This is a genomic window from Candidatus Tisiphia endosymbiont of Nemotelus uliginosus, assembly GCF_964264835.1.
Lineage (GTDB): Bacteria > Pseudomonadota > Alphaproteobacteria > Rickettsiales > Rickettsiaceae > Tisiphia.
The window spans coordinates 232958-252591 of the sequence record NZ_OZ183485.1 but is presented as its reverse complement, the minus strand read 5'-3'; the positions used below and the strand labels follow the sequence as shown (position 1 = coordinate 252591).

The window sequence follows — 19634 nt, the reverse complement described above, 5'->3', positions numbered from 1 at the left end:
CCCCACACTTATTGTTGAAGTTGAAAGGCATGCATAATGTGTTTTCGTAGTAATGAAAACAACATAGCAGGGGTATCACTTAACGAGTTATAAAAATAATCTTTTATCCAATCAAATCCGTAAGTAAATAATGAGTATAATTTACGACCATGTTTTTTGATCTTTATAGGATAAATTTTGTTCTTAATGTCACCAGCAAGCACGCAAATAGCTAAGGATAAAGATACTATTGCAAATAGTTTTTCCAGCTTTTTTTGATCTGTAATGTGGGTATCTTCAATATTAAATCCAGATGACTTGAGAGACAGAAAAGGTCGCTCAATGCTCCACCTCTGCTTATATGCTAGCAAAGCACATTCACCAATAAGCACATTACTAGCAATAAATAGTTGCTCTCTTTCTAATTGCAAACAAGTTATTTTAATTGCCATACCATTGTAAATTTTGCTTTCTATAGTTTTAGTGTCACCCATTTGCATATCGGCAAAACATTTATTCAACTTCATCTTGCCACCGTTGAAATGCTTGACCTTCTCACTTTTTCTTAGCCTGATAGCAAAAGGTAATTTTTGGATTCCACCCATATATTGCAACCATTCCTCACCAACAAATTCCCGATCGGCAAGGATAAGCTCTATCATTTCCTTAGGTATAATTGTTAAAATTTGCTCAATCAATTTCTTTCTTTCATTAGTAGAAGAGTTGCCTTTTTTATCAAGTAACAACCATGCTATAGGAATTGAAATATTACCATAAACGATAGTTGCAACAAAAAAATTCAAATTTTTAATACCAAATTGCCAGCTGGTTCTATCTATGGCAAGGCTAATTTTACCTGTTAGACAGAGCAATTTAACAATAATTTTCCCTAAACTTATAAAGCACATATTTTGTTCTAAAAGCAAACGCTCAACTTTAACAATCTTGGCATGCAAATTGCCTTTAGAAGCGACATACAGTGCTAATTCTTTGATTCTCACAGTTTTAGCTTTTACTACTGCACAAATTAATTCTGCAAATGTTTTAATTCGTGCTGGGTGCCAATCTAAAAATATGTATAATATTTGGTATAGTGATTGAGAGTCCATTAATACCTCCTGTTGCTTGTTTCTCAGCGGAGATTAGTGACTCTCAGTCACTTATTCAATTTATTATTTTAACCCTCCTGTAAAATCTGTGGGGTACTATGAACAATTTTATACACTATTGATTCTTTATTATCGATATATATTTTACTTTTTATCTGTTCATTTGGACGTAACTGCAATCTTATACAGTTCTGATTAATATGTACTTTAGTAATCAGGGCACCGTAACAATATTTTGCATCTTCTATCATCTTACTTTCCATAACAGGGGGAAGAGAAAAAGTAGAATTGACAATGTAAAAATTTTGTATGGTATTATGCGATTTTGATTTAAGAGTTTTGAGCATATTATCAAGGTCTACAGTAGAAAAACTAGGATCATTAATGTCTAAATAATAATCATTCCCTTTTTGCCAAATCTTACTAGTAAAATGATAATCGTTACTGAAATATTGTCTTAAAGAAGCTAGAGTGATAAATTTGAGTGCACTAGCAAAATTATAGTAACTATTCGCATTGCGTTCATACACTACTTTGCCGGTTGATAAATTTCTAATTTTGATCCCTATATTAATATTAGGATCAACTTGGCGGATTTCTTGTTCAATTGCTTGTTTATAATGATTATCATAAGCATGCGCGCTACTATAAGTTATTAAATATAACATTAGAAGAGGAAATATTTTTTGCATAAGTTTAATTTAGTTAATTATTTAAATGAAATTAAACTGTTTAACGTCAAAAATAAAGCTTTTATATTGAATATATCATATGGGTAGATAAAGTAAAAAATGAAGTGTCGTTATTCTACTACAAGGATTTTTCCCACATAGCCTAGAGACTACAGACTATAGCATCAAATATATGCTCTTCTCTTTTTTCTTCTGCCTATTTCTTCAAATATAGAAGCGAGGCATCACCATAGCTAAAAAAACGCATTTTATGCTCTATTGCATATTGATAGATATTAACTGCTTCCTGAGATCCAACAAATGCACACACTAAAATGAATAAAGTTGATTTAGGTAAGTGAAAATTAGTAAGCAATAGATCAACGATCTGAAATTTAAAGCCGGGCTTAATGAAAATTTCTGTTTCGAATCCCCCATCTTGTACTTGTTCATCGATTGCAGCACTTTCTAAAGCTCTAAGAGCGGTGCTACCCACTGCAATAATTCGGCGATGCTCTTTTTTTGCTTTATTAATTATATTGGCAGTAGCGCGATTAATATGATAATATTCACCATGCATCATATGTTGATCAATATCCTCAGTTTTAATCGGTAAAAACGTTCCAGCTCCTACGTGCAAAGTAATAAACACAATCTCTACCCCCTTGCGCTTAATTAAATGCAATAACTGAGTAGAAAAATGCAAGCCAGCAGTTGGCGCTGCTACTGCACCGGGATGTTTATTATATACCGTTTGGTATCTAATATTATCCTCTATTAAATTTTCTGGTCTTTTGATATAGGGCGGTAAAGGAATTTGTCCATATTTCTCAAGAAATTCAAACACCGAAATATTAGACAGTTCAAATTTAACTTCTACCTGTCCAAAGTTTAGTTTGTGCAATATAATAATATTATTGCCATCAAAATCAAATTGATCTCTTTCTTTCAGCTTTTTGGCAGGCTTAGTAAAGCCATGACATTTATTGGGTCCTATTTGCTTATTTAAATATAATTCTATTCTTCTTCCTTCTTTATCTAGTAGTAACTTAGCATTAATTACTTTACTATCATTAAATACCATAACATCGCCAGGTAGTAAATAATCTATGATAGTATAGAATTTGCACTGCACTAACGGATTATTTAGATTTGCTATTAGTAGACTAGAATTGTCGCGTTTTGGTTCTGGTTCTTGAGCTATTAGAGTATGAGGCAGAGTAAAATCAAAGTTTGAGAGAATCATATTAATTATCTAAATTATCCAGGGTACTTGTTTCTAAACCTGGACATTCTTGCTTCTCTAATTCTTCTTCACTACTTTCAGCAATTAAAGAGGCAGAAACTACTTTCTCTCCTGGTTCAGTTTTAAACAATATCACTCCACTAGTATTACGTCCTGTGATACGCACAGATTCAAGCTTACATCTAATTAGCTTACCGTTATTAGTAATTAACATTAATTCATCCGTGATCGCAACAGGCATTACTGCGACCACTAAGCCAGTTTTATTGGATATGTCCATATTCACTACCCCACTACCACCTCGGTTGGTAATACGATACTCATATGCCGAACTTCTTTTCCCAAAGCCATTTTCTGTAATAGTTAAAATAAACTCTTCCGCAGTAGCCATGACTAAAATCTGCTCTTTACTTAAATTTCCTACAGAGTCTTCCGAAGAAAATGCTTTATTAGCAGCTATCTCTCGCCGCGTTTCTAGCGAGATGGATAAATAGCTCTCTCTTTCTTCTAAATTTACCAATATTCCTTTTAATATTGTCATAGAAATGACATAATCTGACTCTCCTAGTTTCATACCTCTGACTCCATCAGAGGTACGACTTTTAAATACTCTCACTGAGCTAGCAGGGAATCTGATAGCTTTGCCAAGTTTAGTAGCAAGTAACACATGATCCTCATCCCGGCAAACTTTTACATCGATTAAACGGTCATTATCGTCCAGCCTAATCGCAATCTTACCATTTGCCTGGATACGTTTGAAGTCTGATAAATCATTCCTTCTAATATTGCCCTGGCTAGTAGCAAAAATAATATTTAAAGTATCCCATTCATCCTGATTTTCAGGTAAGGGCATAATATTACTAATATGTTCTCCGTCTTTTAAAGGTAAAATATTCACTATCGGTCTACCTTTACTTTGTGGATTACCAAGAGGTAATTTATATAATTTTAAGCTATATACCTGCCCAATATTAGAAAAGAACAACATAGGAGTATGAGTGCTTCCAACAAAGACCTGGGTAGTAATATCCTCATCTCGCATTGATAGGCCCGACCTACCTTTACCTCCACGTTTTTGCGCTCTATAGGTAGTAAGAGGTACGCGTTTAATATAGCCCCCTAACGTAACAGTTACTACCATTTCTTCACGCTGAATCAGATCTTCAATATCTTGTTCAAAATCTCCTATTTCAATGCTAGTAAGGCGTGGGGTGGCAAATTCTTCTTTAACTTTAATTAATTCAGATTTTAAGATTTCTAGTAATTTATTGCGTGATCCTAAAATTTCTAGATAGTGGGTGATTTCTTGTGCTAATTCTGATAAATCCTTTTCTAATTTATTTTTTTCCATGGCAGTTAAACGTTGGAGACGCATTTCTAGTATTGCTTTTGCCTGGCTTTCAGTAAAATAACATCTACCATCTATAGTATGCATAGCTTTGTCATCAACTAGTTTAATGAAACTCATGATATTTGAAGCATCCCAAGTTTTTTGCATTATTTGTTCTTTAGCACTGACAGGATCAGAAGAGGATTTAATAATTCTAATAATTTCATCGATGTTACTAACGGCAATTGTTAAACCGAGCAAGATATGTGCTTTATCTCGTGCCTTATTTAATAAATAAATTGTTCGGCGCGTAATTACTATTTCTCGAAAACTAACAAAAGCGGCCAATACTTCTTTCAAATTCATGACCTTTGGTAGCCCATCTTTTAAAGCTAACATAATGACTCCAAAGCTAGTTTGTAGCTGTGTGTAAGAGTATATTTGGTTTAGCACTACCTCAGCTACTGCATCTTTCTTGATTTCTATTACGACTCGGACGCCGGCTTTGTTTGATTCATCTCGTAAATCACTAATACCTTCAATACGTTTTTCTTTGACTAATTCTGCAATTTTTTCTACTAACTTGGCTTTATTAACCATATATGGAATTTCAGTAATAATAATCGCTTGTCTATTACTAGAAATTTCTTCAATTTCAGTACGTCCCCTAGTGAGAATGCTACCTCTACCAGTTAAGTAAGCTGATCTAATACCGTTGGTACCAAGTATAACTCCCCCTGTGGGGAAGTCGGGACCTTTTACTACCGAAAGGAGTTCTAATAATTCTACATCATTATTATCAACATATAAGCAACAAGCATCAATAATCTCCCCGAGATTGTGGGGGGGGATATTAGTAGCCATCCCTACTGCTATACCATTCGACCCATTAACTAAAAGATTAGGAAACATTGAAGGTAAAACCGTTGGTTCTTGCTCTGACCCATCATAGTTAGGAGTAAAATCGACAGTTTGTTGATCAATATCTTCAACTAACTTATGGGCAATTTTAGCTAATCTTGATTCGGTATACCTCATAGCAGCTGCCGGATCACCATCCATTGACCCAAAATTACCTTGCCCATCGACCAGCATTAGTCTTAAAGAGAAATCTTGTGCCATTCGGACTAACGAATCATATATTGCTGCATCACCATGCGGATGATATTTGCTCATTACGTCTCCGACAATCCTAGCTGATTTGCGGTAGGGCTTATTAAAATGGTATGAGGCTTCATACATTGCATAAAGTATTCTACGGTGCACTGGCTTTAAACCATCGCGGACATCTGGAATCGCTCTACTCACTATGACACTCATAGCATAATCCAAGTAAGAACCCTTCATCTCCTCTTCAATGCTGATTGGTATTAAGTTTTGTTGTACTAAATTGGTCACGATAGAACCTATAGGTTTAAATTTTTAAGAGCTATAAATATTTTAAATTATAATGCAAAAAGCAATATAAACTAGTGGGAAAAGCGCTTATTTTCAAGCAAGATAATCATTTTACATGGCTATATAATTAACAAGTTCTTGACAAGATTAGTTGGGTTGGGTAGAGGAAATTTGAAATAATAAAGAAGCCTGTTCATGAAGTAAATCAAAAAATTGTTCGCTAGGTTGCGTAAAGGATTTTTATAGCTTGATTTGCACTCAATGGATTTCAAGAGTTGGATTTAATTTTATCTGCAAAGTAGCAGAAATTTTTTGAAATAGGTATATTATTCATAAGGTTCCGGCTTTGATAAATTGATATTCATATTTTGAAAATTATAAACTAAAAATGCCTAATATAGCAATGTTTAATTTGAATTCATTAGCAGAATAGTTCCCTTTTAGTTATATACTTATTTGCGTATCTGAATTGTTTTTTCATTTTATCGGAAGATTCGCGCGTCTATTGCTGGCAAATAAAATTAAGGTTCTTGAGGTCAAATGAGTATAAGACCTTAATCATTTATGATTTTTCAATATCTTGCTCAATAACAGGCGGATAAAACCAGATACCAAGCACTGCTAATAATAAGAAAATATTAAGTAATAAATTCCATTCACTCATTGATAGTGCCATAAACTTAACCGTTGCTCGGCTGCAAGTAGCAATAGGCTGACTGTAAAACATTTCTCTAATATCGTTTATAGATAAATGTTTGGGAATGTGTATTAAAGTAGAACAAAGTGCGCTCGGTTGAAATAGTCCTCTTTCGACTCCACTATGGTAGCCTGCTAAAATACAAGCCCCTAAGAGATTGAGCACAATAAAAAACAACCCATATTTACTGATTTTTTTGATTATTAACGCTACAAAAGAGATCTTAATGATAAATAAGTAAGGAAATCGCTGATATATACATAGGGGGCATGGGGTTACTCCCCCTATATATTCTATAACATAAGCAAAAGTTAGAGCTGAAATGCAGATAATGACTAAAAATAGATGTAAAACCTTAAAACTATCTTTACGAATCAAATTTACAATGGAAGTAATAGCCATAACTTTATTGCTTTATAGTATTGTTTTTAGAAAAGTCCCACATTCAAATATTATTATTAGGTTCACAGGGCCTTAGGACAGGGCCTAAGATAATTCACTAATAATGTTGATTATTGAGCTTGCTCAGGCTGTTTAGAGATGTGTATGGATAAAAAAATAACAGTTTGAAAAATGTTTAACTTTTCAAACTGCTTATTCTAGGTTGTCAACACAACCTAAGCCAATAGCCTTAAATTTTATTATCCATGTTCTCCCAGTTTTGCGATACTTCCTCCGCTACTCCATTGACAGTATCAATTATTTTTGCTGAAGCATCATAAGCCATATTGGCAAAATCTTTTGCATTATTAATTGAAGTTTCGCAAGCGAATTTAAAATATTTTTGCTGAAAGTCTCTTATTTGATTTAAGTTTCCAGAAGACATGGCTTCTTTGGCTGAATTGAGCATATTCATAGTGCCAGTTTGGAAAGCTTCTGAATTTTTTTGTATCATAGATTGTAACGATTCTGCGGCAATCTGGCTGGTAGTGGACATTATTTTGGCGCTTTTGCTGATAGTCTCAGACATAGAAGTGAAATCCATAGCGGGTAAGTTAGTGAGTGAGTTGATATAGAATTCTGGGTTCATAAAATTTTTCATCATCTCTAGCAAGTGTGTTGTATTTTTATCAATCATTGTAGTTCCCCTAAATTTAAGTGAGTTTAACCTAAAGTTAATTATCCTATATTTGTTATAATAATATAAATTAATTTAAGAATAATTATTTTTATTAAATAAGCTGAAGCTAAATTAAGGTCCAATTTGCAGCAGGTTAAGTTATATCAATAATATAGATATGCTAGCACTTATAAAAATGTGAGTCAATAATTCTTAATTTCAAAAATTATAAATCTTTAATATTATTGCAATAATGATATTAACGTTACGTTAAGAATAAATAATAACGTAAATTACCCTATAAGAAAACATATATTGTAGGTTGGGTGAAGGAAATTAAATTGTTCACAGAGTTTAATTTAAATCATGTAATATACCCTGCTTCAATTCGTACACTCGATGCATTTTATATGCTAATTGATGGTTGTGGGTTACCATAATCATACCAGTATTTTTTTGTATTACCATTTTTAGAAATAAATCAAACACTTCACCGGCAGCAATAGGATCAAGGTTACCCGTAGGTTCGTCAGCCAGAATAATCGTGGGGCTATTCATTAGAGCTCTTGCAATCGCTACCTTTTGCTGTTGCCCTCCTGACAATTCGCCCGGCATATTATGTTGTTTTGAGCCTAAATCTAATTCTATTAGTAATTTTGCTGCTTCTTTAAGTGCGAGTTGATAATCACTACCTGCAATTAATTTTGGCATAGCAATATTTTCTAGCGCAGAGAAATCTTTCAATAAGTGATGGTGTTGATAAACAAATCCTATATGCTGCAGCCTGATTAAATCGATCTTATTTTGTAAGGAGCCATTAGAAATTATTTCTACCTTGCCGCTATCTGGGCTATCAAGCAGCCCAGCTATATGCAATAAGGTGGATTTACCACTACCTGAACTACCAATTATTGCTACAATCTCACCTTGTCTTATAGTTAGATTTATATCTTGCAATATCTGAATGTGAGTTTTACCTTGTCTATAACTCTTAGCAATATTTTTTAAGGTCAATACTGTTTTACTCATAGCGCAGGGCATCTACTGGATTTAACTTAGCAGCCTTATAAGCAGGATAAATAGTAGCGCAAAAGCATAATACTACTGAAATAGTGGAGACTAATAATATATCTTCTATTTTAACTTCTGAGGGTAAACTATATAAAAAATAAATAGCAGCTTCAAAAATTTTAGTACCCGTAATTGTTTCTAAAATATTTCTAATAGACTGGATATTATAAGAAAAACCTACTCCTAATAAAATGCCTAACCCTGTACCAATTAGGCCAATCAACATACCGTTACAAATAAAAATTAGCATAATTTGCTGAGTAGTAGCCCCCATAGTACGCAATATTGCAATATCTGATACTTTATCTTTAACTAACATAAATAAACTAGAAACGATATTAAAAGCAGCGACTATAATTATTAACGAAAGAATAGTAAACATCGCTACTCTCTCTACTGCTAAAGCTCTTAAAAATTGGACATGAGTTCTTTGCCAGCTATTAACTTTAAAATCAGTCCCTAGAAGTTTTTGTATTTCTAAGGCATATATTTCTGCATTTGCCGGTTGGATTGTAGTGATCTCGATTAAATTAATGTTCTGCTCAAAAGTTAAGAAGTTTTGAGCAGCGATAAGAGGCATTAAAATTGTTGCAGAATCGTAGTCATACATACCACTAGTAAAGATAGCGATAACTATAAATTCCTTTGATCTAGGCATATTGCCAAAAACGGTAGAAATTGAACTTGGAGAAATCAATTTGATTTTTCCTCCTACTTGCAGTCCTAAATTATAAGCAAGCTCAGCACCCACCGCTACTACGTCTTTACTTGTAAAATTATTAAAACTACCTGAATTAGTATTATGTAGAATTTCATTTTTATACTTTAGATCCCCTAAATCTACTCCTCTAATTATTACTCCACTATTCATCCGAGGGCCAAGCGCCAGGGCTTGACCCATTATTCCCGGAGTAATATGTTTGATGTAAGGTAAGGGAAGCAATTTGTCCTTAATTTCTTGATAGTTAGTAATAGAATAGCCTAAAGGATTAATAGTAATATCTCCACTGAGGCCTATAATATTTTTGGTTAATTCGTGGTGAAAACCGTTCATAACGGACATTACTACTATTAATGCCGCCACTCCTATAGTTACCCCTATCAAAGAAACACTAGAAATAATTGAAACAAATCGTTCATTTTTTTTCGCTCTAAAATAGCGCATTGCTAATTTGAGAATAAAATTATTGCTTATCATCTGTATTTTGAATGTTTCTATCCACTTTTCAGTTAAAAAGGGGAAGTCTTGCTAACCTAGGAATAAAGGAATATACCAATAATGACTAATGTCATACCTATTAGAGCAACTATTTGGGCGATAATTATTGGAGGTTGTTTGTGTAATATACCATATACCAACCAGCTTAAAGTAGCAATAATCACTACCAGGAAGCCATCAAGTGATAAATCTCCGGCACTTTTAGTAGTAAAAACTTTATATGCTTGAGCATAAAATAAATATTGCCCTAATATACCAGCAAACACCATATATTTATCGTATAAATCAAGCATTTGCTTTTTTTTCTCTTCTTTTTCTTGTTGTAACATATCAATCTTGTAATGCTTATAAGGGTTGGCGATAGGCACTAGATCCTAATGCAAATCATTTGAGTATATAGCACTTTATTCCTCTGGATTATCTACATGTTGTTTTTCGTAGACTTCATGTCTCTCCTGTGCTTCAATACACAGCGTGGCAACAGGCCTTGCTTCTAAACGCTTTAGCCCTATCGGTTCTCCCGTTTCTTCACAATAACCATACTCATGCTTTGCGATTCTCACTATAGCTTCATCAATTTTATCAATAAGTTTACGATATCTATCTCTGGTACGTAGCTCAATTGCGGTATCAGACTCAATGGAAGCCCGATCGTTAAGGTCAGGCTCGTTCCAGTTTTCTTCTTTAAGATGTAGGAGTGTTTCTCTGGATTCCTCTAATAAAGAATTCTTCCAAATAATGAGCTTTTGCCTAAAATATTCTAATTGATAAGAATTCATATATTCTTCATCATTTGAAGGTTTATAACCTGGGGGTAACATAATTTTAGGCACACTAACCTCATTGTTTAAGAAAATTTTTAAACAATATAACGTATAATCAAAAGCTAAGGCAAGAAGATTATATTATTCTTTTATCAGCTTTTGTTATTGGATGAGCAATATTATATACATTTTCTAAATGTTGCAAACTAATTTTAGTATAACGTTGTGTAGAAGATAAACTTGTATGGCCAAGTAATTCCTGAATAGAACGCATATCTGCACCATTTTCCAGTAAATGTGAAGCAAAACTATGCCTAAAAGCATGAGACGAAAGATGTTCAGGCAACCCATACATTTGACGTAATTTTATTAATTCACGATTAAATACTGGTGCCTGCAGCTTTCTACCTAATTGTCCTCTAAATATAGGGTCAGTATCCTTAATATTATATGGCAATTTACTTAAATAGTTTTCTATTAAATTCCGTGCGATTGGTAGCAAAGGGATTATTCGTTCTTTGTTACCTTTGCCTTGTATTTTGATAAAATCTAAGGTTCGTAAATGAGCTTTAGTTATTGATAAAGCTTCGGAAATCCTAAGACCTGTAGCGTATATCAAGACTAAAAGAGCTGTGTTTCTTACCTCTATCCACTCGCAAGAGGCAAACATGACAATATGCCTTATAGATAAGGAAGAATCCTCTTTAGACAAAGCCTTAGGGAGTGTTTGAGATTTTTTAGGGTGTTTAATCGAAATAATAGCATGACAAGCGATAATATTGACTTTTTCTAAATATTTATAAAAATTCTTGACTGCTGATAGGCTTCTAGAATTAGAAGCGGCAACATATTGAAGCTGGTGTCTTTTAGCAAGCCAACTACGTACTAGGCGTACATCCACAAGCTTTATAGAATTAATAGTAACAATTTCAGCATTATATTGGTTTATAAAATCTAAAAAATTTAATAAATCATTTGTATAAGAGATAATAGTATGTTCTGAATAATTTTTTTGCAGTTTTAAATATTGTTTCCACTTATTAATTAATTCTAATATTTCTGGTGTTATTGTTTGAATCATAATTTTGTTGATCAATAAAATAAGGAAAGATGTATTTTCAAATTCCAAAATGCATCTTATCACATTAGCATCAATATAAGAAATTATTCTTGCACTAAGTTTTGAATCATAAAGCTATCTCCCTGGTGTATCTCCCTTATGTTTAGGCTTTGTCGTCATAAGCCCAGTAGGTTTTGGAGGTATTGGTGGGGGTAAGGCTTTAGTTTGACCTTGAGATAAATCTGGGTTTATGGCGAAATGATGGTTGTGCAATGTTTGCGTAGCTTCTTGAGTAGTTGAGTTGGTATGAAGAATAGTACGCAGGTTATTACTGAATGGTGTAGGTGGGCCTATATTAGCTGCTGTGATTTTTGTCTTACTTGATTTACTCAATGTTTTTTGATCTTTTTTAGTGACTTGGGCGGAGCCAGAAAAAGCAGAGGCAACGTTTTCTACAATTTCTTCTATATTTTTTATTTCATTATCGTGAAACAAGAAATTGGTAATTTTTGATCTAATAGTTTTACTATCTTTCAGTTGCTTTGACAAAGTAACAATTATATCATTTTGCTTTTTAAGCAAAGTCTCAACTGGTATTTTTTTCGATAATACATCACTCAGTTGCTTTGTATCCATGTCTTCAGTATTAAGATTTGTATTAGAATCTTGTAGAGATTTATTTATTATAAGCTGAGATAGTGGTGCAGCTAGTGGCTTCATAATGGCAGTAGTAAGTTCATCTCCAGTACGCTGATATGGCATCTCTTCCCTACTTTGCATAGGCTTTGCTAATTTAGCAATGTTTTGTTGTATTAATGAGTTAATAGGAGATTGTTTTGACATTGCTCCATTGCGATTAGTAACGCAGAGTTGTTGAATAGAGGCCTGTTGCAACTCTGATAGTGTGTTATAAAATTCAGTTTCTTCTATAAGACTAGATATGAGCAGAAAACTTATACTTTCCACCATATGTTTGTTTAATTGTGTCTCTTCTGTAACGTCTCGGGGTTTATAAAAATGTTCTTTAAGGGTAGAATAATGATCTAAGATTTCTAGTGGTATAGGTGACAATTGTGGGATATCTTCTAATTTTTCGAACTTAACTTTCATGCCTCTTTGTTCTGCTTCTAATACCAGTAGATCTTTAAAAATTTTCATCTCAGTTTTACGACACATAAATTTCTTGTCCTCTGGTTCGGATAAAGAATTAGCATTGCTCATGATTTTAGAATTGAATTGATGGAGTTGAGTGTGACTTAAATTTTCTCCTAACGATTTGACAAAGGCTTCTCTGATAGGCTGATAATTGTGATTAACAAAGTAATTCTGTATTGTTTTTAAATCATCTAAAGTTGTTTTGTTACAGGCTATTCGGCTAATAATTTCTTGCGTAATAGGCTCTTTATTGTTAGTTGCTGTTGGCATAGCTTCCTCTCTATTATTCATATATCAAATTGTAACTTATTTGCAAAAAAATACAATTTATTTAATTAAAATTAATAATTATTATATATTTTAATATGATAGATTTCGGCATAATAATATGAGCATTATAATTGATATGTTGATATATGGTTTACCTTTATTACAAAGTTGGTAAGAAGTCTAATTACTATATTCTTTTACTTCCCAATACAAAAATTACTAAATATTTCGCCTAATATTTCTTCAACAGTAATCTTGCCTGTGACATTACTAAGACTTCTAATTGCCATTCTAATATCTTCTGTAGCCAGCACTAAGTCATTTTCAATATTAAAATTTTCTAAATATTCTAAAGCTTTCTCTATCTGGTGTCTTTGCCGCTGCCGAGTAATATGAGGTATTTCCGTTAAACCAGCTATATTATGCGCAATATTTTCAATCTTCTTTAATAGTGCATTTAACCCAATATTTTCTTTGATTGAAATCTGTAAAGGATCGTTATTAAAAGAAATTAATAGGGGTAGTAATAAATCTAGCTCCGTTTTATTAGCTAATAAATCAATTTTGTTGACTAATATTATAGTATTTTTATCTATTAGTTCTATAATACTATCCAATTCTTTAAGATATGAAGAGGAATTAATAAGCTTTATAGCATCAAGCATAATTATTTTGATATCCGCTATTTTGGCGGTATTAAGTGCTCGCTTAATTCCCTCCATCTCTATTAGATTTTTACTGGTTCTTATACCCGCGGTATCTTGCAATATAATTGGATACCCTCCTATGTCCAAGTGTCCCTCAATAACATCCCTGGTTGTTCCAGAAATATCTGATACAATAGCGACCTCTCTTTGCATCAAAAAATTTAGTAAACTAGATTTTCCTACATTGGGAGCCCCAAGAATAGTTAATTTGATACCACTGCGTAATAATTCTCCACGTCTGTGATCATTCAGATGTTTATTTATAGTGTGTTTAAGATCAAGAGTTAAGGATAAAACTTCCTCTAATACTTCTTGGGGTATTTCCTCATCAGGAAAATCAATATACGCTTCTAATAAGCTAATAATGGTCAATAAAGATTGCTTCCAGCTATTATAAAGTGCTTCTAGCTGCCCGCTAGATTGTTTTACAGCTTGCCTATGTTGCCAAATCGTTTCTGCCTCAATTAAATCTGCAATACCTTCTGCTGCAGTTAAATCAAATTTATTATTTAGAAATGCCCTCCTGGTAAATTCACCAGCCTCCGCCAGCCGAACTCCTTCAATATTTAATAATGCTTTGGTAAGCATGGTAGCAATAGCTATGCTGCCATGGGTATATATTTCTACCACATCTTCGCCAGTAAAGCTTGCTGGTGCCTGAAAATAGGCGACCATTGCATTATCAATTAATTCATGATTTGTGGGGCTTATAAGTTTTTTGCAATACATCACTCTAGGAGTAAATTCTGAATGATCAGATACTAGCAAATACTTCACAGCTGATAAGCTTTTGGGGCCAGAAAGCCGAAAAATTGCCACGCCAGCTTTACCAGGTTTAGAACTTTGGGCAAAAATAGTGTCCACTATAATTTATTCCTTTCAATTTCAGTTATTAACAAGTAATTTAACGAGCATTACTTTCTTAAAAAATATTTGGCAACTCGTATTATTTAATATAATATACTTAAGCAATTTTGCTTGAAGTGATTACTGGTTTTAAGCATATACTAAAAACAATATAAATATCAGATTTATGCAAAAGTTGAAGCTATCATGAATCTTTTGTGTTCATCCTAATAAAATATTATGGTATCAAAATATGACTTTTGAAAAGACATCTTTAGCTCTAAGCAAGCTTACTTGTCAAGTTCCTAATTATAAGCACGAAATTTTAATGCTCAGTAAACTAAAAACTACTGATGAGCTCTATAGTGAATTTGTACAAAAATTTCTAGAATATATACCTATAGATTATGAATTCAAGGATAGGCAACAATTATTTGGCAATTTAGCCGAGGATGCTTTTAAATTTTTTAAACAAAGAACCCCTAATACCAGAAAAATGCAGATAGTCAATAGTATCGTTGAAAATAACCCTGCTATTAATATTTTATTATTAAATGATAATAAACCGTTCATAATTGATTCAATTAATTGTTTGTTGATAAAACTTAATCTGAAAGCTAAATTTCTTCTCAATTCAGTCATATCAAACGTCCGGGATGAGAGGGGACAATTGCAGAAAATAATAAAACACGAGAAAGATAGCACTCATGTAGAATCGCTAGTTCATATCACTCTATTAGGCAATTTTGATCAACCTGCTATATTATCCCTACGTGCCTCTTTAAATATGATTTTAGATCAAGTAGATACCACTTATAATGTATGGCATATTATCTTAGACAAAATAGACTTAATTATCAAGGCTATCCAAAGTAAATCTCTATTATATACCACGAATCATTTGGCTGATCAGGAATCGCTGGATTTCTTAAATTGGTTAAAATACGATAATTTTACCTTTTTGGGTATGATTGATTTTGACTTAATTACTCAAAACTTCTTATCAGAAATTGGAGTCAATACAATTTGGGAAGATAATCAGGCAGAAATTATTAATATTATTAAACGTTCGACACATTCTTCTTATAGAGAACAATTAATAATTTTAGGTAAAACCAATATAATATCAAATGTACATAAAAATAATTTGGTAGATTATATTTTAATTAAAAATATCGATCAGAATGGCCAATATATTTCAGGTAGTATAATTTTCGGTTTGTATAGTATTACTGTATATTATCAACCAATTACCAATATTCCTATATTAAGGCAAAAATTACAATTTGTCTTAAATAAAGCGGCATTTCCTCCTAATGGATATAATATAAAAAAATTAAAGAATATAGTCCAAACTTTACCAAGAGATGCATTAATTCAGATAGATGAAAATGATTTATATTGTATGTGCCTAAATGTCTTGTCAGGATTAATGAGCAAGAAGCTAAAGTTATTTATTCAACAAGATTGGTCGGGAACATTTCTTAATATTATCATATTTCTCACCAGAGATCGTTTGACTCCAGAAATACATAGCTCAATAAATTCTTATTTATCTACTATATTTAAAGGTAAAATCTTAGAAGATTATATTACTGAAGTAGCCGAAAATTTCTCTTATTTATTTATTACGCTGCAAGTATCAAATATTAAACAAATTAGTTTTGAGTTTGAAACAATCGAGCAAGAATTAGATAGGATTTCTACTCGTTGGGAAGAGGATTTTGCGTATAAATTATCTAAGAAATTTGGGGAATATGAGGGGGGTATTAACTTTACTCTTTATCATACAATATTTTCCGCTGATTACCGAGAAAAATTTAATGGCCAAACCGGAGTATTAGATATTGAATATCTGAAAGAAGCTAGTCTTCATAATAAATCCATATTTAACTTGATTCCTATAGATAAAGAAAATTTTTGTTTAAAAATTTATAATCCTGCTGCTTCCGAGCTGGCCCTATCTGATTTATTGCCTCCTATAGAAAATTTGGGTTTTAAAGCAATAGATGAGCAAAGTTTTTTTATTAGAGAGGCAGGAGATATTAAAGAAAGTTGGATATATGAGTTTGCTCTTACTGCCCTGATTCCTATTGAAGAGAATATTCAGCTAGTGAAAAAAAACGTAGAAGAAGCCTTAGATAAGATGGCTACTGGAGTTTTGGCAAATGATTCTTTAAGTAAATTAATAGTATTATCTGGCTTTAATTGGTGGCAAGTTAAGTTAGTTAAGGCGTTAACGCGTTACTTACATCAAACAGGGTTTGCTTATGGTAAGGGCTATGTTCAATTAACGTTAACAAAACATTTCTTATATACCAAAATGCTGGTTGATTTATTTGAGGCAAAATTTGATCCTATAAATTATTCAGAGCCACAGGTCAAATCTATCAAAATTAATATGATTAACTATCTTAATAGTATTAATAGTAGTAGTGAAGATAAAGTTTTAAGAACGATGATTGATATTATTGATGCAATGGTAAGAACTAATTGTTATCAAGCTAGTCCTGATAGTGGAAAACTCACTAAAAATTATTTTTCTTTTAAGTTTGATTCTCATAAAATACCTAATCTACCATTGCCGATACCTTTAGCTGAAATATTTGTCTATGCTAATGATTTTGAAGGGATTCATTTGCGCGGAGGGAAAGTAGCACGTGGCGGTATTAGGTGGTCAGATAGAGGAGAAGATTATAGAACAGAAATATTAGGGTTAATGAAAGCGCAAATGACTAAAAACTCGGTTATTGTGCCTGTGGGATCAAAAGGTGGATTTTTCGTTAATTTTACTAATGATAATCTCACTGCCCAAGCCTATCTAGGTAAAGTTATAGAATGTTATCAAAACTTTCTACGTGGTTTACTGGATATTACTGATAATATAGTAGACAGTAAAATTGTTCATCCACAAGATACTATTATTTATGATCTTGAAGATCCATACCTAGTGGTGGCAGCTGATAAAGGTACCGCTACTTTTTCGGATTATGCTAATAGAGTAGCTGCTGAATATAATTTTTGGCTAGGAGATGCATTTGCTTCTGGGGGTTCAGCTGGCTATGATCATAAAAAAATGGCTATTACTGCTAAAGGGGCCTGGATTTCTGTAGCCAACCATTTTGACACCTTAAATATTAATGTCCAACAGGACCCTATTACTGTGGTTGGTATCGGCGATATGTCAGGTGATGTGTTTGGTAATGGAATGCTTCGTTCTAATAGTATAAAGCTTATTGCCGCATTTAATCATAAACATATATTCATTGATCCTAATCCTGATCCTATTATCAGTTTTAATGAGCGTAAACGCTTATTTGCTCTACCTGCTTCTAATTGGACGGATTATAATCAAGAGTTAATTTCAGTAGGTGGAGGGGTGTTTGAACGAAGCACTAAATCGATTACTTTATCACTTGAGGCTAGAACCTTATTAAAAATAGCTAAATATGAAATATCACCAGAAGAATTAATTAAAGCAATTTTACAAGTAGAAGTTGATTTGTTATGGAATGGGGGCATAGGGACTTATATAAAAGCTACCACAGAAAATAATTTAGAAATAGGTGATAAAGCAAATGATAATTTAAGGGTAAATGGTAATCAAATTAAAGCTAAAGTAATTGCTGAAGGAGGCAATATAGGAATATCGCAACAAGGACGAATAGAATATAGTCAGCATGGAGGTAAGATCAACACCGATTTTATTGATAATTCAGCAGGGGTTGATTGTTCTGATCATGAAGTCAATATAAAAATCGCTCTTAACCAAGCAGTTGCTTCGGGTAAAATTACTATCCCAGAACGCAATAAATACTTAGTAGAGATGACAGAACAGGTGGAAGAACTGGTATTAATTGATAACCAGCAACAAAATCAAGCCCTTAATATCATGCAATTATCTCCTGCCTTAAATATTGGGATCTTTAGCCAGTTTATTGATACTTTAGAAGAAGCCAATTTAATTGATAGGAAAATAGAATTTTTGCCAACTACCGAAGAACTGAATAAACGTGCTATTAATAAAGAAATTATGACCCGTCCAGAGCTTTGTGTTATACTCTCTTACAGTAAAAGTTCTACCTATCATGATTTAATGACTACTACCTTTTCCCAGGATAAATATTTTGAATCTTATCTAATAAATTATTTTCCTAAATTAATGCAAGATAAATTTCGCGACGAAATCTTGTCGCATCCTCTAAAACATGAAATTATCCGGACTGTAGTAACGAACAAAATTATAAACCAGCTAGGAGGGCCATCGCTTAATATTGTAAAACGTGAAACCGAAGCGCTGCTTTGTAATATTATACGTTCATATACTATTATTTGTGAGATCTTTGATTTAGATAATTTATGGAAAAGTGTTGAATTGCTGCCAAGAGAGATAGATTATAAGGTAAAAATTGAAATGTTTACCGAAATTGCTAAAATTATGCGTAGAGGTATTGCTTGGTTTGCAAAACATATAGCCACACCTATTAATATTAGTAATACTATAAATGAATTTTATAAGCCAGCTAGAGAATTAAGTACCGTAGTGGGTAGTTTGCTTCTAGGAGAAGCAAAAAGTAAATTTGATGAGAAATTGCAACAATATATTGCATATGGGGTTGGTAATGAGTTAGCTAACAAACTCTCCACTCTGGATAGCTTAGTATCGGTTTTTGATATAATTTATATTGCTAAAAAAACAAACAGTCAAAATATTGAAGTGGCTAATTTATATTTTGCTACTTCTACTAAATTTAGTATTGACTGGTTACGTAAAGTATGCGAACAACAAGCAGCTGATACTTATTGGGGGAGATTATCAGCGCAATCCTTGAAAGATGATTTATATGACAAACAACGACAATTATTAATAAAAATAATTAATAATTCCAAAATAAGTGTTGATTTAGACTCATGGATTGATAATAATAAACATTTTGTAAGTATTTTTTTGGATTTTGTCACATTAATAAAGGCCCACCAAAATACTGATTTAAATATGTTAATTCTAGCAAATAAGAGATTTGACACTTTTTTGCGTAAACTTGAGTAATA

General features: G+C 32.6%; 14 protein-coding genes. 1 reads left to right on the top strand and 13 read right to left on the bottom strand.

The window, feature by feature from the left end; genetic code table 11:
- Positions 1-8: 8 nt before the first annotated feature.
- The 13 genes from ACFELV_RS01040 to mnmE form a co-directional block, all read right to left on the bottom strand.
- Positions 9-1088: an IS4 family transposase gene (locus ACFELV_RS01040; protein WP_375326208.1), complete on the bottom strand. Its 1080-nt coding sequence runs from the start codon at positions 1086-1088 to the stop codon at positions 9-11.
- Positions 1089-1156: 68 nt separating this feature from the next.
- Positions 1157-1780 (bottom strand): D-alanyl-D-alanine carboxypeptidase, encoded by a 624-nt coding sequence (locus ACFELV_RS01035; RefSeq protein ID WP_375326373.1) that lies wholly within the window; start codon positions 1778-1780, stop codon positions 1157-1159.
- A gap of 196 nt (positions 1781-1976) precedes the next feature.
- Positions 1977-3005 (bottom strand): tRNA preQ1(34) S-adenosylmethionine ribosyltransferase-isomerase QueA, encoded by a 1029-nt coding sequence (gene queA / locus ACFELV_RS01030; protein ID WP_375326372.1) that lies wholly within the window; start codon positions 3003-3005, stop codon positions 1977-1979.
- 1 nt (position 3006) lies between these two features.
- On the bottom strand, positions 3007-5733 hold the full coding sequence (gene gyrA / locus ACFELV_RS01025) for a DNA topoisomerase (ATP-hydrolyzing) subunit A (protein ID WP_375326371.1): 2727 nt from the start codon (positions 5731-5733) through the stop codon (positions 3007-3009).
- A gap of 562 nt (positions 5734-6295) precedes the next feature.
- Positions 6296-6832, bottom strand: a complete 537-nt coding sequence (locus tag ACFELV_RS01020) for a disulfide bond formation protein B (RefSeq protein WP_375326370.1) — start codon at positions 6830-6832, stop codon at positions 6296-6298.
- Positions 6833-7061: 229 nt separating this feature from the next.
- On the bottom strand, positions 7062-7508 hold the full coding sequence (locus ACFELV_RS01015; RefSeq protein WP_375326369.1) for a phasin family protein: 447 nt from the start codon (positions 7506-7508) through the stop codon (positions 7062-7064).
- Between the two features lie 336 nt (positions 7509-7844).
- Positions 7845-8519 carry an ABC transporter ATP-binding protein gene (locus ACFELV_RS01010; protein ID WP_375326368.1) on the bottom strand — a complete coding sequence of 225 codons (675 nt, stop codon included), beginning with the start codon at positions 8517-8519 and terminating at the stop codon, positions 7845-7847.
- Positions 8512-9759: a lipoprotein-releasing ABC transporter permease subunit gene (locus ACFELV_RS01005; protein WP_375326367.1), complete on the bottom strand. Its 1248-nt coding sequence runs from the start codon at positions 9757-9759 to the stop codon at positions 8512-8514. Before ACFELV_RS01005 ends, ACFELV_RS01010 begins: the two co-directional genes overlap by 8 nt.
- A gap of 56 nt (positions 9760-9815) precedes the next feature.
- On the bottom strand, positions 9816-10109 hold the full coding sequence (locus ACFELV_RS01000; protein ID WP_375326366.1) for a SemiSWEET family sugar transporter: 294 nt from the start codon (positions 10107-10109) through the stop codon (positions 9816-9818).
- Positions 10110-10184: 75 nt separating this feature from the next.
- Entirely contained in the window at positions 10185-10601 is a 417-nt protein-coding gene (gene dksA, locus ACFELV_RS00995; RefSeq protein WP_375327480.1) for an RNA polymerase-binding protein DksA, read from the bottom strand.
- Between the two features lie 79 nt (positions 10602-10680).
- A complete protein-coding gene (locus ACFELV_RS00990; RefSeq protein WP_375326365.1) occupies positions 10681-11625 on the bottom strand; it encodes a tyrosine recombinase XerC in 945 nt (314 codons plus the stop codon).
- Between the two features lie 114 nt (positions 11626-11739).
- Positions 11740-13050: a DUF5410 family protein gene (locus ACFELV_RS00985; protein ID WP_375326364.1), complete on the bottom strand. Its 1311-nt coding sequence runs from the start codon at positions 13048-13050 to the stop codon at positions 11740-11742.
- Positions 13051-13226: 176 nt separating this feature from the next.
- On the bottom strand, positions 13227-14600 hold the full coding sequence (gene mnmE, locus ACFELV_RS00980) for a tRNA uridine-5-carboxymethylaminomethyl(34) synthesis GTPase MnmE (protein ID WP_375326363.1): 1374 nt from the start codon (positions 14598-14600) through the stop codon (positions 13227-13229).
- A gap of 235 nt (positions 14601-14835) precedes the next feature.
- On the opposite strand from mnmE, the gene ACFELV_RS00975 reads away from it, so the two are divergent.
- Positions 14836-19632 carry an NAD-glutamate dehydrogenase gene (locus ACFELV_RS00975; protein ID WP_375326362.1) on the top strand — a complete coding sequence of 1599 codons (4797 nt, stop codon included), beginning with the start codon at positions 14836-14838 and terminating at the stop codon, positions 19630-19632.
- Positions 19633-19634 lie beyond the last annotated feature (2 nt).